Raw genomic sequence first — 16,487 nt, forward strand, 5'->3', positions numbered from 1 at the left:
CCTCCGCCCCGCGACCGGGGGCGGCTCGCCTACTGGTTGACGAAACCGCCGTCGACGGGCAGCACCGTCCCGGTGAGGAACGGGCAGCGGTCGCTGAGGAGCCAGGCGGCCGCGGCCGCGATCTCCTCCGGTGCCGCCGTACGGCCCTGCGGAGTCATGGAGTTGACGGTCCGCTCGAGACCCGGGTTGCGCCGGAACCAGTCCTCGGTGATCTCGCTCCGGGTGGTGCCCGGGGCGAGGGCGTTGACCCGGATGCCCTCCTTGGCGTACTCGTCCGCCGCCGCCCTGGTCAGCCCGACCACGGCGTGCTTGGCGGCGATGTAGGGCGCGGCGGCCGGGATGGCGACGAGCCCGGCCACGCTGCTGTTGTTGACGATCGCTCCCCCGCCGTGCCGCAGCATGGCGGCGATCTCGGGGCGCAGGCAGTTCCAGACGCCCCGCACGTTGACGTCCATGACGGTCTCGTAGACGTCGTCGGGCATCAGGTGCAGCGGGGTCCGGTCGCCGCCGATGCCGGCGTTGTTGAAGGCCGCGTCGAGCCGTCCGTACCGTTCCTCGGTGAACTCCACGGCGCGCGCGGCGTCCTCGGGTCGCGTCACGTCGCAGACGACGTACGCGGCCTCGGCGCCCTTGGCGCGTATCTCCTCGGTCAGTTCCGCGAGGCGCTCCTCGCGGCGCGCGGCGAGCACCACGGTGGCGCCCTCCTGGGAGAACAGCCGCGCCGCTGCGGCGCCTATGCCGCTGCTCGCTCCGGTGACGAGGGCGACCTTCCCCGCGAGGAGATCGCCGTGCGTGTTCTTCGTGATGGTGGTCATGCCCGCGTGCCTACCCCGGTCGAGGCGTCCATCAGGCCCTTCAGGTCCTTCGCGTACTTGGCGACGAGGCCGCGGCCGAGGCTCGGTATGTCCTCGTGGCCGTCCACTCGGCCGGCTTGGACGACGGCGCGGAAGCGGTCGGAGGGGATGACGGAGCCCGGTACCGACTCCTCAGGGTGCTCGAAGCCGTGCAGGATGGGCAGCGCCGTGTACGCCCGCAGCGACTCGGGCAGGGCCCGCATGGCCGACTCGAAGCGGACGTACCAGTCCGCGTGGTCCTCGACCCGCTCGATGCGGTGTCCCTCCTCCGTCAGCCAGTCCACGATCCGGTCGAGGGAGACGCCGTCGTCGTTCGGGTTGACCAGGCTGAACGTCCGGTACTGGGGCGCGGCCGACCGGCCCGTTCGCCCGCCCAGGGCGACGACGGCCGCGGCCGTGAAGTCGACGGGCAGCCCGTCGTAGTGGGCCCGGTCCCCGTCCGCGCGGTAGAAGCTGCGCGGCGCGATCCCGGTGGCGAGGACGCTGAGGAGCAGGCGGCTGAACATGTCGGGGACGTTGAGCTGTCCGCCGTACCGGCTGTGCGCGAGGATCATGTTGGAGCGGAAGGTGGTGACGGGCAGTCCGCACAGGTCGTGCGCCTCCCGCAGCAGCACCTCGCCGGCCCACTTGCTGGTCGCGTAGCCGCCGGCGTAGCCCCCGTCGACCTCCATCACGGGCAGGGCCTGGCGCACGTCGGCGTACTCGTCGAGGACCGGCTCCTCGGGCCGCGCGGTGGCGACCGCGACGCTGGAGATGTACGTGAAGGGCTTCATCCGGCGGGTGAGTGCCAGCTGTACGAGCTCGGCGGTGCCGACGACGTTCGCGTCGAACAGGTGCGGGTAGGGCAGCACGTGGTTGACCAGCGCGCCGGCGTGGACGATGAGGTCGACCTCGTCGGCGAGCCGGTTCCAGGTCTCCTCGTCCAGGCCGAGGCGCGGCTCGGCCATGTCGCCCGCCACCACCTCCAGGTGGTCCGCGGCCAGCTCCCGGTACGTCCGCAGCAGCTCCGGGTCGCCGCTGTCGAGGGCCGCGTCGAGGCGCTGCCGGGCCGCGGCGGCGTCCTTGCCGCGCACCAGGGCGATCAGCCGGCCGCCGACCGGCGCCAGCTTCTCCAGCCATTCGAGGGCGAGGAAGCGCCCGAGGTAGCCGCTGGCACCGGTGAGGAGCACGGTGCGGGGCTCCCCCTCGGCACGGGGCAGCGACCGGGCGTCGGCGAGGGTGCGGGCGTCGATGAAGGCGTCCAGGGTGAGGTCCTTGGCGTGCACCTCGGTGCTGCCCTCGCCGTGCACCGACGCGAAGGTGGGCCGCTCGCCGGCCGCCCCGCGCCGGGCCTCGATGTGCTCGGCCAGGTGCCGCAGGTCGTAAGCGGGGCTGATGAGCATGTCGACGGGCACCCGGACGCCGAAGGTGTCCTGGAGGAGGGTGGCGAACTGGACGGCGGTCAGCGAGTCCCCGCCGAGGTCGCGGAAGTGCGCGTCGGGGCTGACCTCGGCCATGGAGCCGGCCAGCAGCGCCCGCACGGCGCGCTGGACGGTCTCCAGGACGGGCCGGTCGGCGCCGGCGGCGCGGATGTCTGCCAGTTCGGCGTCCTCGCGGGCGGCGGTGTCGGCGTAGAGCTCTTCGAGGCGCTCCCCGTACCGCTCCACCAGGCGGGGCCAGAGCAGCTTGCGGTGGTCCGACAGCAGACCGTTGGCCTGGCTGAAGGGCTCCGTCTCGATCAGGACGTCGCGGGGGATCTCGTACGAGTTGAGGCCGGCCTCCTTGGCCAGCTCCTGGAAGGCCTCGCTCAGGCGCTGCTTGAGGGCCGGCTGGTCGGCGCCGAGCTCGGCCAGGGCCTCGGGGGTAGGGACGACCACGGCGAGCAGATAGGAGCGCTCACTGTTCCCGTAGACGAAGATCTGCCGCACGAGGGGGCTCGCGGCGAATATGGCCTCCAGTCGGGAGGTGGCCACGAACTCGCCCTGGGACAGCTTCAGGACGCTCTTGCGGCGGTCGACGATCGCGATCCGGTCGGGTCCGAGTTCGGCGGCTATGTCGCCGGTCCGGTAGTAGCCGTCCTCGTCGAAGAGTTCGGCGGTCAGCTCGGGCTGCTTGTAGTAGCCGGGGATGATGACGTCGGTCTTCAGCAGGAGTTCGCCGCGCGGGTGGGGCGAGTCGGTGCGGAAGTAGCCGAGTTCGGGCACGTCGACGAGCTTGTAGTCGCGCACCGGCGGGCGCAGCAGCATCCCGTCGACGGAGACGCCTGCCGCCTCGGTGGAGCCGTACACGTTGTGCAGTTCCAGGCCGAGCAGGGACTCGGTGAACGCGGTCAGTTCGGCGGAGAGCGGGGCGGAGCTGCTGCTGGCCCAGGTGACCCGGCCGCCGAGGACGTTCTCCCTCAGGTGGGTGAGCACCTCGGCCTCGGCGGTCTCGCGGTCGAGGCCGGCGGCCGTCCTCCGGTCGACGTCGGCGCGGAACCGCTGGTGGAGCATCTCGCACACCCGGGGCACCAGGGAGAGCTCCGTGGGTCGCGCCAGGGCGATGTCCTCGAAGAAGGTCGACAGGTCGCTGCTGGCCGTGAAGTAGCTCGTGCCGCCGCGCGCCATGGTGGCCTTCAGCGAGGAGTGTCCGGCCACATGGCTCATCGGCGCGTAGTGGAAGGTGACGGCGTACGTCTCGTCGAACAGCTTCGACCAGGCGCCGCCCCACATCGCCGCGGCCAGCCGCTCGGTGTACATGGCGCCCTTGGGCGTGCCCGTGCTCCCGGAGGTGTAGATGAGCATCGCGAGGGGGTCCTCGCCGTCGGGGGCGGTGAACAACGGCGCGTCGGGCAGGGCCGTGCCCCGCTCGACGAGCTCGGACAGGACGTCCACCGCCACGGCCGGCCGGGTCTCGGCCAGGCGCTCGCGGGCCGCGGCGAGGGCCTCGCGGTGGGCGTCGACCTGGGGGTGGAAGTCGAAGACGACGAGCCGTCGCACCGAGTCGCTGTCGCGCACCAGCTCGACCGCGGTGGGCAGCCGCTCCAGGCTCGCGGCCAGGGTGAAGGGCTCGGTCTCCGCCAGGATCGCCTGCAACTGGGGGCGGGCGGAGCTGGTCTGCAGCGGGACGGCGACGGCCCCGAGGTGGATGCAGGCGAGGTCGATCGTCGTGTAGTCGCGGCTGGTGAAGCCGAGCAGGGCGACCCGCTCCCCGGCGGCCAGCGGGCGCTCGGGGTCGTGGTGCCACTCGCTCGCGACCGCGCGGACCCGTGCCCACAGCTCTCGGTAGCTGGTCGTCTCGTAGCGGGGCAGCAGCCGGATCGAGACCCGTCCCGTCGTGGCGTCCTGGGCGAATTCCTTTGCGCGTTCGCCGATGGCGGGCCGGTCCGCGTGGCTCTGCATGACAGATGCCACCACTTGCGCAAGTCGCATTCTGGGTCTCCGCGTCACGTGATGTGGCCGAATTCAGGGAAGATTCAGGGAAGGGGCATGGGAACGGCGGCCCGGCGTGAAATGCCGTGGGCCTGTGGACCGTTGCGCGAATGGCGTCGTTCCGGTCCGCTCCGTCACTCGATGCTAGGCACAGCCGTACGGCCTTCCCGAGAATCGGCCGACTATCTGTCAGGTTCCCCGGGCTATGGCCGACGGCCCACTCCCGGCGCATTGTCGGCGTGGTAAGAGTGGAGCGGCGCACGGGAAGTGCGCCCGCGATTCCGCCGCTTACCGGCGCCCGGCTCGGGCCCGGTGGAGGGGGGCGGGTCGCTCTTCGCTCCCTCTCCTTCTCCCGGAGTGCGCATCGTCATGCAGGACCGTGCCGCGAAAACACGTCGCCTATTGATCCGTTCGGCCGCCGAGGTCTTCGACCGGGGCGGTTTCGCGGGATCTCCCATCGGGCGGATCTGCGCCCTGGCGGAAGTCAGCCAGGGCGCACTGCACTTTCATTTCCGAAACAAGCAGGCCCTCGGTGAGGCGGTCCAGGCGGCCGCCGTCGAGATCCTGCTGTGTGTCACGGGGCCGGTGCCGGTGTGGCATCCGGCGCCGCTCCAGCTGCTCGTCGACACCTCGCACGCCCTCGCGGAGCGGGTCGGCGGAGACCTGGTGCTGAGAGCGGGATTCGGCCTTTCCCGCGACCCCGGCTGGCGGGGCGGGCCCAGTCCCTGGCAGCACTGGCGCGAGTGGGTCCGCGAGGTGCTCCTGCTCGCCCGGCGGCAGGGCGCTCTCGCGCCCGGTGTGGAGCTCGACGACGCGGTCGCCGCCGTCACGGCGGTGATGGTGGGGGTGGAGGGCCTGGAGCGCGATCCGGCCGCCGCCCGGCCCGTTCCGTCCCTGACGCCGTTCTGGCGCCTCGTACTGCCCCAGCTCGCCGCGGCGGCGGTGCGCGGCCGGACCGACCCGGCGGGCGCCGCGGTCCGGCCCGGCGCCGAGCCGGCGCCGGGGCACCGGCGGGCCGTCGGCCGGCCGGTGCCCCATGCGTGTGCCGCGCCGCTGGACGCGGAGCTGTGCGGCGTCCCCTACAGGGAGCTGAGCGGTTCGGCCTCGTAGGCCCGGTGCAGCAGTGCGAGGAAGGCGGGTGCCTCGGGCAGGGGCACCGCGCCGATGCGGCGGACGGCGACGCCCGGCGTCCACGAGTTCATCACCACCGCGCCCGCGAGGGCGGGCAGATCGGCCTCCGTCACCTCCCTGACCCGCTGGGCGACGCCGAGCCGGTCGAGCTGGCGGCGGACGATGCCCATCGTCACCCCGGTCAGCATCCCGGCGTCCGGCCACACCACGGCGCTGCCGTCCCAGAAGGCCAGGTTCCAGATGGACCCCTCGCTCAGCCGGCCGCGCCGGTCGACGAACGCGACGTCGTCGTGGCCCTGGGCGGCGGCCTGCCGCAGGAAGTAGGTCTTGGCGGGTTCGCCGACGTGCTTCACCGACGGCAGGAACCGCTCGTGTTCCACCACCGCGAGCGACAACGGGCCTTCGGGGCCGGTGGCGGGGGGTGCGGTGCGGATCAGGAGCTCGGGCGCCTCGTCCGGCGCGGCGACGGTGAACTCACCGGACGGCGGGTAGACCGTCGCCGTCAGCGACAGGTCGGCCGGGGCGTCCGCGAGGGCGTCGCGCAGCCAGGACCGCACCCGGTCGTCGGGCAGGGCCCGCCCGAAGAGCTCGAGCGAGCCGTGGCGCAGGCGCGCGAGGTGCAGATCGAGGCCGCGGATCCGGCCGTCGCGCACCTGCATCGCGGTGAAGTGGGCGTATCCGGAGAAGGCGAGCGGCGCGAGTTCCGGCGCGCCGGCCTCGTGGTCGTTGCGCCTGGTCATCGTGGCGGAGGTGGTCGTCATACCGGGTCAAACGACCCCGCTCCCGAGCGGACACCACGGACCCCGGGAGCGGACGGTCGCTCAGCCCCGCGGGTGAACGGGGTCTCAGCCCCGGGCGGCCGAGAAGGTCCGCGGGCGGGACGGGGCGGCGCGGTGCGAACCGCCGCGCGCGGCACGCATCTCCATCCCGTCGAGGAAGATCTCGAGGCCCGTCTCGAAGTCCTCCTCGGTGGCCCGCAGCGGGGACTGCTCGGGCTTCTCGCCGCCGGGCAGCAGCTGCTGCGCCACGTGCTGGATGCACACGCCCTGGACGTACGACCACAGGGCGATGGAGCAGGTCCGCGCCAGGTCGGGGTCGTCGGTGAGGTCCGCCAGGGCGTCCACCATCCAGTCGAGGCAGGACGTGTCCGAGAAGTGCCGGGCGGAGCTGGAGGTCACCAGGGCCCAGGGGTGGCTGCAGTAGACCTCCCAGTCGAGCCGGGCGGCGAGTCTCATCGCCTCGCGCCAGTCACTGGGCGCGGGCTCGGGGTAGGGGTGTTCGTCGCACGCCGCCTGGGTGATCAGGGTGAGCAGCGCGTCCTTGTTCGCCACGTGCCGGTAGAGCGACATGACGCCCGAGTCCAGCTCGGTCGCCAGGCGGCGCATGGAGAGCGCGGCGACACCCTCGGCGTCGGCGATGCGGACCGCGGCCGCCACGATCGCGCCCCGCGACAGGCTCGGTGAACTCACTTGCCTGCCTTGTGTCTTGATGGCCATGCGTTATTATACCCAGCAGCTTGCGTACGACGTACGCACAAAATTCGCGTACACTGTACGCACGCCGTGGGCATAGGACGCACGCCACCCTTTCGCGTACGCCGTATGCAGCGGTTCTGAACTTCTCGCACCTTCTCCTGAAAGGTTGCCCCCGTGACTTCCCCCGACTTAGTCGCGGAGCGTGCCGACCGACGGGCCTGGCTGGGCCTCGTCATCGTGCTCGGCCCGGTCGCACTCGTCGCGATGGACGGCTCCGTCCTCTACCTCGCGATGCCGAGCATCACGTCCGCGATCACACCCAGTACCGACCAGGCGCTGTGGATCCTGGACATCTACGGCTTCGTGGTCTCGTCCCTGCTCATCGCCTTCGGCAACCTCGGCGACCGCTACGGCCGGCTCAAGTTCCTGGTCACCGGCGCGATCGTCTTCGGCATCGGCTCCGCGGGCGCCGCCCTCGCGCCCAGCCCCGAGGTCCTCATCGCCTGCCGCGCGCTGATGGGCCTCGGCGGCGCCACCCTGCTGCCCGCCGGCCTCGCCATCATCAGCAACCTCTTCCACGACGCCAAGCAGCGCTCCCAGGCCATCGGCATCTTCGCCGCGACGTTCGCCGCCGGTTTCGCGGCCGGTCCGGTCATCGGCGGACTGCTCCTCAGCCGCTTCTCCTGGGGCTCGGTCTTCCTCATCAACCTGCCGGTCGTCGTGCTGTTCGTCGTCTTCGCGCCGGTGCTGCTGCGCGAGGTCCGCACCACGAACCCGGGGCGCGTCGACGCGCTCAGCGTGGTGCTGTCCGCGGTCGGCATCCTGCTGGCGGTCTACTCCGTCAAGACCGCGGCGGCGGAGGGCTTCTCCACCGTGCAGGCCGTCACCGGCGCCGTCGGCCTCGTCCTGCTCGTGTGGTTCGTGCGCCGCCAGTTCGGCCTGGAGCATCCGCTGCTCGACCTGCGCCTGTTCGGCGACCGGGTGTTCACCGTAGCCATCCTGACCGGCCTGCTGACGCTCGTCGCCTGGGCGGCCGCCGGCTACCTCAGCGGCATCTACCTGCAGTCGGTCCTCGGCTACAGCGTCCTCACGGCGGCCCTGCTCGCCCTGCCCGGCGCCGCGGTCCTGACCGTGGTGTGCATCAAGACCAGCAGCATCGCCGACCGGATCGGCACCCGGTCGGCGCTGATCGCCTCCCACTTCTTCATGGGCGTCGGCCTGCTGCTCCTCCTGGCGACGACCACCGAGCACGGCGTGGCGGCCTTCATCGCCTCCACGATCGTCGCCGGCGTCGGCTACGGCCTCTCCTTCAGCCTGGTCGCCGACACCGCCGTCGCCGCGGTGCCGCCCGCCCGCGCGGGATCGGCGGCCTCGCTCGCCGAGACCAGCAACGAGCTGGGCAACGCCCTCGGCATCTCGCTGCTCGGCTCGCTCGCGGCGGTCTGCTTCCGCCTGTTCGGCCCGGATGTCGCGGGCACGCTCGACGAGACGCTGGACACGCCGGGCCTGTCCCCCGCCGTGGTCGCGAAGGCGGAGGACGCCTTCCTCACCGGCCTGCACGTGGCCGTCGGCGTCGCGAGCCTGCTCTGCCTGGCGCTCGGCGTGCTGGCCCTGCGCTGGGTGCCCAAGGAGCAGAAGGACGAGACGGAGGCGGAGTCGCTGGCGGCCGCGCCGTAACGCACGGACGCGCGCCAGGACCCACGCGCGGACACTCCCGGCCCTGCGGACCGACCCCGAGCACGGGGCGGGTCGCAGGGCCGTGTCGTGCGTACGGCGGGGCTCCGCCGGCCCGGCCTCAGCCTCCCGTGCGGAAGTCGACGCGGAAGGCGGGCCGCCCCTCCTGCGTACCGACGACCCGCAGCGCTCCGGGCTCCGGCAGCGGCTCCGCCTCGACCCAGCAGGGCAGGTCGAACTCGACGTACCGCGTGTAGACCGCCCCGATCGCGGTGGGCACGAAGGGACTCGGGGCCCGCAGCGCGCGAGCCGCCTGGTCGGCGGCCTCCAGGAGCGCCAGGCCGGGCACATGGTCGACGGGATGGTCGAAGAGCAGGTGGTTGCCGGGGTCGTTGCGCAGCAGCCAGCGGCCGGGCCGGTCCCCCGGGGCCAGCATCACCTCCCCCGGGGAGGCGCGGCCGACCAGCCGGGCGTCCACCGGCGGCGGGACCCGCCAGGCCCCCCACTCCACCGCGCGCCGGGCGCCGCGGATGCGCGCGTACACGCGCTCCGATATCCAGCTGAACTCGCTCTCCGCGCGGGCCACCGTGGCCCCGCCTCTCTGCACCCGGAAGGCCATGCGGAGCGCGCTCGCGGTGCGCCGGCAGTCCTCGCCGCCCGCCACGGACACCTGCACCCGCAGTGCCGAAGGCCGGTCGCGGGGGACGCGGAGCCGGGGGTCGATGGCGAAGTCGAGGGTGTTCAGCATCGTCTGGCGGGTCAACGGCACGCCGTACACGGCGTGCGCGACGACGAGCCCGGACTGCCGCACGGTCTGGGCGAGCACGCGCGGGTCGTACGGTAAGCCGCCCTGCACGGCGGGCCACCGGACGTCCAGGTCGACACGCCGCGGCGAGGGCGATTCCCAGCCGGTCACGAGCAGGTGCTCCGGCCGCCGCAGATGGGCGTACGCGCCGAGCAGGGCCGAGCTACGGGATGTACGTTCGATTTTGTCCATGGGTAAATGTAAGCCCAAGCAACAGTAAAGTGACGCCGGTTGGGTCGGGCGGGACGACCGAGGGGGCCGCCGACGCCCGCCCGGACCCCATGTCGCCCTATGGCGCAAATGTGCGGTCGTTTCGTACGCGCGTCGTATAAAGAAACAGGACGTAAGTCCTTTTTCTCAGGGCAGGGGGACACGACGCGCGATGGGGAACCTGCGGAACCACGGGAGCACGGCGGGCGGTTGGCGGCGGACTGCGGGGCTCGACCAGGAGTCCTGTCGCCGGCTGTTCGGCTCACTGCACCGCAACGGGCAACGGGTGAAGGCCGAACAGTACGTCCGGGGACTGCTCTCGGTGGCGGGGCGCAAGACGCTGCGCAGTCTCGCGGAGCAGTTCGAGGGCGCGTCGGCACAGCAGAGCGTGCATCACTTCATCACCACCTCCCCCTGGGAGTGGATGCCGATCCGGCACGCGCTGGCCCGGCAGACCCAACGCGTCCTGGCACCCGAGGCCTGGGTGATCCGCTCGACGCTGATCCCCAAGGCCGGCCCGCACTCCGTCGGCACCGACCCCCAGCGCACCCCGCTCGGGACGGTCAACGGCCAGCGGGCGGTGGGGACCTGGCTCGCGTCCGAGCGGGCGGCGGTGCCGGTCGACTGGCAGCTGTGCCTGTCCCCGCGCTGGACCGCCGAACCCCTGCGGGAGCGGGCGAGCGTCCCGGCGGACGCCGTGGCGGGCTCCGTCGAGGAGTGCGTACGGCAGGCCGTCGCCGGCCTGGCGGAGATCAGGTGCACGGCGCGGCTGCCCGTGGTCGTGGACGTCGAGGAGGCGGACGGCACGACGGTCGCGCGCTCCCTGGGCGCCCTGGGGGTGCCCTTCCTGGTACGGATCGACCCGGGGGCACCCGTACGGCTCGACCGTTCCTCGCTGCCCCGGTACGGGGATCTCCAGCGCACGGCGGGCGAGTTGGCCGAGTCCTTGCCGCATCTGCGCCGACAGGTGAACCCCGGCGACGGGCGCACGACGGCGGTGGCGGTCCCGGTGCTGACGGCGGCGTCGGAGCGGTCGTCCCTGACCCTGATGGGCGAGTGGCACACCTCCGGGCACGGCCGGGTCGACCGCCGCCTGTGGCTGACCAACACGAGCCCGTCCCTGCTCGCGCCCGCGCTGCGCCTGACCCGCCTGCCGGGCACCGTGGCGCGCGACTCCGCCGAGATAGCGGACGGCGTGGGGTTACGGGACTTCGCGGGGCGCTCGTTCCCCGGCTGGCACCGGCACATCACGCTCGCCTCCGTCGCGCATCTGGCGGTGGCGACGGCGCGCGAGCGGTCGCGGCGCGGGACGGCGGCGGTGACGTCAGCCACACCAACGGGACTACCGTTCGGTAACCTGACACTCTCCAGCTGCTCGTGATGGATCAACCCCCTTTCCGCCCCTTACTGTCGGGCCGGGCTCACCCCGTGCCCCTGTTCGAACGCAGCCGATTCTCAAGGCACGGGTTGGATCAGTAGTGAGGAGAATCATGCTCAGCCTCGACCCCCGTCCCACGACGACAGCCCGAGGGACGCACCCCACCCCCACACCGACCTCCACCCCCTTCAGGTCCGGCTCCCACGACGCCGTCCTGTCCGAGTTCTCCTCGACGCTCTTCACCTCGCTGTCCCGGAACGACCAGTGCCGCAAGGCCGTGCAGTATCTGCGGGGCCTCCTGGAGACGCCGGGCCGCAAGTCCGTCCGCAACATCGCCGCCCTCCTCGGCGAACAGGCCTCGGAGCAGAACCTCCACCACTTCATCTCGGCGTCCACCTGGGACTGGATCCCCATCCGCCGGGCCCTCGCCGACCACTGGATCGACGCGCGCCCGCCGCAGGCATGGGTGGTGCAGCCCGTCATCATCCCGAAGACCGGACGGCACTCGGTCGGCGTCGACAAGCACTTCTTCCCGACCCTGGGCCAGATGGTCAACGCCCAGCGCGCCATCGGCGTGTGGGCCGCTTCGGACACCACCAGCACCCCCGTCAACTGGCGTCTGCACCTTCCCCAGGCGTGGCTCAAGGACGACCACCGCCGCAGCCAGGTGGCGATCCCGGACGACGTGCCGGTCGAGACCATGACCGAGTCCGTCGTCGAGGCCTGCCTGGAAGCGGTGAACCGCTGGCAGTTACCCGTGCGGCCGTTCGTCCTCGACTCCTGCGAGGTGCACGCCCTGCCCATCTTCGAGAAGCTGCACGCCACCGGCATGCCCCTCCTCGTGAGCGTCTGCGAGGACCAGCCGCTGACGGTCACGGATCCCGCCCTGCCCGCCGCCGGACGCGGCCCGCTCACCGCCGAACAGATCATGATCATGGCCAAGGACCTCCGCCGTCCCGTCACGATCCCGTCCCACGTGCCGGGCTCCCCTTCCCCGACCCGCTGGGCCGCGACCGTCCGGGTCAGCGGGCCGAACCTGCCCGGACAGCCCTCGGCCCAGGGCGAGGTGCTGCTCCTGGGCGTCGGCGAGGAGGGCGGCCGGTGGCCGGCCAAGCTGTGGCTGACCAACCTCTCCACCACCCCGCCGGCCTCCCTGGTCCGGCTGACCAGGCTGGCCGACCGCGTCGACCGGGACTTCACGGAGATCGCCGACCGGGTCGGCATCCGGGACTTCTCCGGGCGCTCCTTCGGCGGCTGGCACCGCCACATCACCCTCGCCTCGGCCGCACACGCGGTCGTGGCACTCACCCGAAGCGATACGCAAGCCCCCGCCTGATTTCCCAGCGCTTTTCCACGCCCCCGCGACCGGCGGGCCGACGGTTTTCCCGCCGTCGGCCCGCCGGTCGTTTTGCATTCGTCAAAAACCCATAAGGCTGGGCAACTTGACGGATCGGCCGCCACTTGACGGATCGCGCGTCACCTGACGGATACCGAACACGTTGGTGGTGGCACCGCGGAATCCATCGGACGATCTAGTCGGGCCGCAGGAATGATCCCCTGCCATATTCCCCTCGCCCTCCCCCCCTCTCTCCCCTCCCCTTCCCTCCTGCTTCCCTCATCCTTCCCTCCTCCTTCTCTTCCGCTTCTCTCCCGCTTCGCGAATTGGAGAATCCCGTGGACGACGCACTGCTCGACATTCGATATGAGAACGCGTTACAGCAGCCCCCGTGGGAAGACGAGACCCAGGTGCTGCGCGTGCGAAAGGAACTCGCCGCCCTGCCGCCGCTCGTGACCGCCGAGGACGTGCGCACCCTGAGCTCCATGCTCGCGCGGGTCGCCGCCGGCGAGGCGCATGTGGTGCAGGCGGGTGACTGCGCGGAGGACACCGCCGAGTCCACCCCCGTCCATGTCGCGCGCAAGGCCGGCCTGTTGAACATCCTCGCCGGCCGCCTCGAGATGGACACCTGCAGACCGGTCGTCCGGGTCGGCCGGATGGCCGGCCAGTTCGGCAAGCCCCGCTCCCGGCCCACCGAACGGGTCGGCGACCTCGAACTCCCCGTCTACCGGGGCCATATGGTCAACAGCCCCGAGCCCGACCCCGAGTCCCGGCGCCCCGACCCCCTGCGCCTGCTCTCGGGCTACGAGGCGGCCCGCTCCGTCATGGCCCACCTGGGCTGGCACGACTCCCCCGGCCGACCCCGCATCGGCGCCCCGATCTGGACCAGCCACGAGGCGCTGCTGCTGGACTACGAGGTCCCGATGCTGCGCCGCCAGGCGGACGGGCGGCTGCTCCTCACCTCCACCCACTGGCCGTGGATCGGCGACCGCACCCGACAGCTCGACGGTGCCCATGTCGCCCTGCTCGCCGACGTCGTCAACCCGGTGGCCTGCAAGGTCGGCCCCGATATGACGCCCGACGAGTTGCTGGCCCTGTGCGAACGGCTCGATCCCCGGCGCGAGCCGGGCCGGCTCACCCTCATCGCCCGGATGGGCGCCGGGACCCTCGCCGAGCGCCTGCCGGCCCTGGTGGCCGCCGTGCGCGCCGCCGGTCACCCGGTGATCTGGCTGACCGACCCGATGCACGGCAACACGGTCACCACCCCGGCGGGCCTCAAGTCCCGCTTCCTGGAGACGGTCGTGCGGGAGGTCGACGAGTTCCAGCACGCGGTCGACGCCGCGGGCGGTGTCGCGGGCGGGCTCCACCTGGAGACCACGCCCGAGGACGTCACCGAGTGCGTCCTGAACGCCTCCGAGGTCGACCTCGTCGGCACCCGCTACACGAGCTGCTGCGACCCGCGGCTCAACCCCGGCCAGGCGCAGTCCGTGGTCTCGGCCTGGTGGCTGGCCGGCCGCACCGCCCGGCCGACGGCCGCGTAGCGCGGACGGCCCGGGCGCCTCCCGCCCCCTCGGCACCCCACCACACCCCTCGCCCAAGGAGAGATGACCCATGGCGGGCATACCCCTCATCGAGCCCTACGCCCTGCCGTCGGCGGACGAACTGCCGCCCAACACCGCCCGGTGGTCCGCCGACCCGGACCGCGCGGTGCTGCTCGTCCACGACATGCAGCGCTACTTCCTGCGCCCGTTCCCGGCACCCCTGCGCGAGCGGCTGGTGCACAACGCCGCCCTGCTGCGCGAGCAGGCCGTCGCCTCGGGGATGCCGGTGGCGTACACGGCGCAGCCCGGCGGGATGACCGACGAGCAGCGCGGGCTGCTGAAGGACTTCTGGGGTCCGGGCATGCGGGTCGACCCCGCGGACCGCGAGGTGGTCGAGCCGCTGGCGCCCGGGCCGGACGACCAGGTGTTCACCAAGTGGCGCTACAGCGCGTTCTTCCGCTCGGGGCTGCTCGACTGGATGCGGGAGCAGGGCCGCGACCAGCTGGTGGTGTGCGGCGTGTACGCCCATGTGGGCGTGCTGATGACGGCGGTCGAGGCGTTCACCCATGACATCCAGCCGTTCCTCGTCGCCGACGCCGTCGCCGACTTCACCGCCGCGTACCACCGGCAGGCCCTGGAGTACGCCGCCGAGCGCTGCGCCGTCGTCACGACCACCGGCACCGTGCTCTCCCAGCTGACGACCCCCGCCGGCACGACCGCCGACGCGACCGCCGCCGGGGCCGCCGTATGACCGCGCCCGCCGACCTCCTCGCCCGGGTGCTGGCCCCGCACCCGCCGGCCTTCGCCCTGCTGTACCGCCCCGAAGCAGCGGGGGCAGGGACCGTGGACGTGCTGCTCGGCGACATCTCCACCCCGGGGACGCTGGCCGACCTCCCGCTCCCCGACGGGGAGGCGCCCGCGGTCGGCGGCCCCCGGCACGAGCTGCTGACGCTCGTCCCGTACCGGCAGATCGCCGAGCGCGGGTTCGCCGCGCCGGACGACGGCGAGCCGCTGATCGCGATGCGCGTCACCGAGCAGGCCGCCGTCCCGCTCGACGAGGTGCTGCGCGGCCTGCCGGACCGGTCCATCGATCTCGTCGGCGGCCACTTCGACGTGCCCGACGACGTCTACGCGGACACGGTCCGGCGGGTCATCGCGGACGAGATCGGCACCGGCGAGGGCGCGAACTTCGTCATCAAGCGCTCCTTCGTCGCCGACATCACGGACTACAGCCCGCACAGCGCGCTGTCGTTCTTCCGCCGGCTGCTGCACGGCGAGTCGGGCGCGTACTGGACGTTCGTCGTGCACACCGGCGAGCGGACGTTCGTCGGGGCGACGCCCGAGCGGCACATCAGCGTGGCGGGCGGCACGGCCGTGATGAACCCGATCAGCGGCACGTACCGCTATCCGCCCGCCGGGCCCTCGCTGCCCGAGGTGATGGACTTCCTCTCCGACCGGAAGGAAGCCGACGAGCTGTACATGGTCGTCGACGAAGAGCTCAAGATGATGGCCCGGATCTGCGAGGGCGGCGGCCGGGTGGTGGGGCCGTATCTGAAGGAGATGGCCCGGCTCGCGCACACGGAGTACTTCATCGAGGGCCACACCTCCCTGGACCCGCGCGAGATCCTGCGCGAGTCGATGTTCGCCCCGACGGTCACGGGCAGCCCGCTGGAGAGCGCCTGCCGGGTCGTCGAGCGGTACGAGCCCGAGGGCCGCGGCTACTACAGCGGGGTGGTGGCGCTCATCGGGCGCGACGCCCGGGGGGAACGCGCCCTGGACTCGTCCATCCTCATCCGCACCGCCGACATCGACGCCGCCGGCCGGGTGCGGATCGGCGTGGGCGCCACCCTGGTCCGCCACTCGGACCCGCGGTCCGAGGTCGCCGAGACCCGAGCCAAGGCGGCCGGACTGCTCTCGGCCCTCCAGGCGGACGCCCCGGCAGGCCCGCCCCTGTCCGCCACGTCCCTCGCGGACCATCCGGACGTCCGGGCCTCGCTGGAGGGCCGTAACACCGCGCTCGCCGGGTTCTGGTTCGCCGGAGCGACCGAGCGGGCGCGGCCCGTGCCGGAGCTGGCGGGCCGGCGCGTCCTGGTGGTGGACGCCGAGGACACCTTCACCTCGATGATCGCGCACCAACTCCGCTCGCTGGGGCTTGAGGTGACGGTGCGCCGCTTCGACGAGCCGTACGCCTTCGACGGTCACGACCTCGTCGTCATGGGCCCGGGCCCGGGCGACCCGCGGGACACGGACCACCCGAAGATCGCCCACCTGCGGGAGTCGGTCGACACCCTGCTCGCAGAGCGCCGCCCGTTCCTCGCGGTCTGCCTCAGCCACCAGGTCCTCAGCCTGCGCCTGGGCCTCCCCCTGGTCCGCCGGGACGTGCCCAACCAGGGCGTCCAGCAGGAGATCGACTTCTTCGGCGCCCCCGAACGCGTCGGCTTCTACAACACGTTCGCGGCCCGCAGCCCCGAGGACAAGGTCGACTGCGAGGGCGTGGGCCCGGTCGAGGTGAGCCGCGACCCGCACACCTCGGAGGTCCACGCCCTGCGCGGCCCGCACTTCGCCTCGATGCAGTTCCACCCCGAATCCCTCCTCACCCAGGACGGCGTGCGCCTGGTGGGCGGCCTCCTCGGGGAGGTGCTCGGCGCCCGGCTGTGACGGCGGGCGCGGCTCGTCGGTGGGTGCGGTACCGTC

12 protein-coding genes are annotated in these 16,487 nt (G+C 72.5%); 7 read left to right on the top strand and 5 right to left on the bottom strand.

Annotation, left to right across the window (positions count from 1 at the left end; translation table 11 throughout):
• Positions 1–29 precede the first annotated feature (29 nt).
• Both ACH414_RS17590 and car read right to left on the bottom strand, forming a co-directional pair.
• Positions 30–815 (bottom strand): glucose 1-dehydrogenase, encoded by a 786-nt coding sequence (locus tag ACH414_RS17590; protein ID WP_398942349.1) that lies wholly within the window; start codon positions 813–815, stop codon positions 30–32.
• Positions 812–4,213, bottom strand: a complete 3,402-nt coding sequence (car, locus tag ACH414_RS17595) for a carboxylic acid reductase (RefSeq protein ID WP_398942351.1) — start codon at positions 4,211–4,213, stop codon at positions 812–814. The genes ACH414_RS17590 and car overlap by 4 nt, the downstream gene beginning before the upstream one ends.
• 399 nt (positions 4,214–4,612) lie before the next feature.
• On the opposite strand from car, the gene ACH414_RS17600 reads away from it, so the two are divergent.
• Positions 4,613–5,353, top strand: coding sequence for a ScbR family autoregulator-binding transcription factor (locus ACH414_RS17600; protein ID WP_398942353.1), 741 nt, complete (start codon positions 4,613–4,615; stop codon positions 5,351–5,353).
• On the opposite strand, the gene ACH414_RS17605 is transcribed toward ACH414_RS17600, so the two are convergent.
• Positions 5,323–6,135, bottom strand: coding sequence for an aminotransferase class IV family protein (locus tag ACH414_RS17605; protein WP_386566832.1), 813 nt, complete (start codon positions 6,133–6,135; stop codon positions 5,323–5,325). The genes ACH414_RS17600 and ACH414_RS17605 overlap by 31 nt on opposite strands.
• 84 nt (positions 6,136–6,219) lie before the next feature.
• Positions 6,220–6,843, bottom strand: a complete 624-nt coding sequence (locus ACH414_RS17610; protein WP_382534024.1) for a TetR/AcrR family transcriptional regulator — start codon at positions 6,841–6,843, stop codon at positions 6,220–6,222.
• Positions 6,844–7,113: 270 nt separating this feature from the next.
• On the opposite strand from ACH414_RS17610, the gene ACH414_RS17615 reads away from it, so the two are divergent.
• On the top strand, positions 7,114–8,526 hold the full coding sequence (locus tag ACH414_RS17615; protein WP_382534243.1) for an MFS transporter: 1,413 nt from the start codon (positions 7,114–7,116) through the stop codon (positions 8,524–8,526).
• A 118-nt stretch (positions 8,527–8,644) separates the two neighbouring features.
• Here ACH414_RS17615 and ACH414_RS17620 read toward each other — a convergent pair whose 3' ends face one another.
• Complete coding sequence (locus ACH414_RS17620) at positions 8,645–9,520, bottom strand: ScbA/BarX family gamma-butyrolactone biosynthesis protein (protein ID WP_382534022.1); 876 nt, start codon at positions 9,518–9,520, stop codon at positions 8,645–8,647.
• 190 nt (positions 9,521–9,710) lie between these two features.
• Between ACH414_RS17620 and ACH414_RS17625 the strand changes: the two genes are divergently transcribed.
• The 5 genes from ACH414_RS17625 (at position 9,711) to ACH414_RS17645 (ending at position 16,451) form a co-directional block, all read left to right on the top strand.
• Complete coding sequence (locus tag ACH414_RS17625; RefSeq protein WP_382534020.1) at positions 9,711–10,919, top strand: IS701 family transposase; 1,209 nt, start codon at positions 9,711–9,713, stop codon at positions 10,917–10,919.
• A gap of 109 nt (positions 10,920–11,028) precedes the next feature.
• Positions 11,029–12,252, top strand: a complete 1,224-nt coding sequence (locus tag ACH414_RS17630; protein WP_382534018.1) for an IS701 family transposase — start codon at positions 11,029–11,031, stop codon at positions 12,250–12,252.
• A gap of 338 nt (positions 12,253–12,590) precedes the next feature.
• Positions 12,591–13,793: a 3-deoxy-7-phosphoheptulonate synthase gene (locus ACH414_RS17635; RefSeq protein ID WP_382534016.1), complete on the top strand. Its 1,203-nt coding sequence runs from the start codon at positions 12,591–12,593 to the stop codon at positions 13,791–13,793.
• Between the two features lie 70 nt (positions 13,794–13,863).
• Positions 13,864–14,544, top strand: a complete 681-nt coding sequence (locus tag ACH414_RS17640) for an isochorismatase family protein (protein ID WP_386566831.1) — start codon at positions 13,864–13,866, stop codon at positions 14,542–14,544.
• Positions 14,541–16,451: an anthranilate synthase family protein gene (locus tag ACH414_RS17645; protein ID WP_398942357.1), complete on the top strand. Its 1,911-nt coding sequence runs from the start codon at positions 14,541–14,543 to the stop codon at positions 16,449–16,451. Before ACH414_RS17640 ends, ACH414_RS17645 begins: the two co-directional genes overlap by 4 nt.
• Positions 16,452–16,487: the final 36 nt, after the last annotated feature.

Origin of the sequence: Streptomyces sp. NPDC020422, assembly GCF_044386705.1 — a bacterium.
GTDB lineage: Bacteria > Actinomycetota > Actinomycetes > Streptomycetales > Streptomycetaceae > Streptomyces.

Coding starts and splice junctions, on each gene's coding strand:
- ACH414_RS17590 (WP_398942349.1), bottom strand. CDS start 815: ATGACCACCATCACGAAGAACACGCACGGCGATCTCCTCGCGGGGAAG.
- car (WP_398942351.1), bottom strand. CDS start 4,213: ATGCAGAGCCACGCGGACCGGCCCGCCATCGGCGAACGCGCAAAGGAA.
- ACH414_RS17600 (WP_398942353.1), top strand. CDS start 4,613: ATGCAGGACCGTGCCGCGAAAACACGTCGCCTATTGATCCGTTCGGCC.
- ACH414_RS17605 (WP_386566832.1), bottom strand. CDS start 6,135: ATGACGACCACCTCCGCCACGATGACCAGGCGCAACGACCACGAGGCC.
- ACH414_RS17615 (WP_382534243.1), top strand. CDS start 7,114: ATGGACGGCTCCGTCCTCTACCTCGCGATGCCGAGCATCACGTCCGCG.
- ACH414_RS17620 (WP_382534022.1), bottom strand. CDS start 9,520: ATGGACAAAATCGAACGTACATCCCGTAGCTCGGCCCTGCTCGGCGCG.
- ACH414_RS17625 (WP_382534020.1), top strand. CDS start 9,711: ATGGGGAACCTGCGGAACCACGGGAGCACGGCGGGCGGTTGGCGGCGG.
- ACH414_RS17630 (WP_382534018.1), top strand. CDS start 11,029: ATGCTCAGCCTCGACCCCCGTCCCACGACGACAGCCCGAGGGACGCAC.
- ACH414_RS17640 (WP_386566831.1), top strand. CDS start 13,864: ATGGCGGGCATACCCCTCATCGAGCCCTACGCCCTGCCGTCGGCGGAC.
- ACH414_RS17645 (WP_398942357.1), top strand. CDS start 14,541: ATGACCGCGCCCGCCGACCTCCTCGCCCGGGTGCTGGCCCCGCACCCG.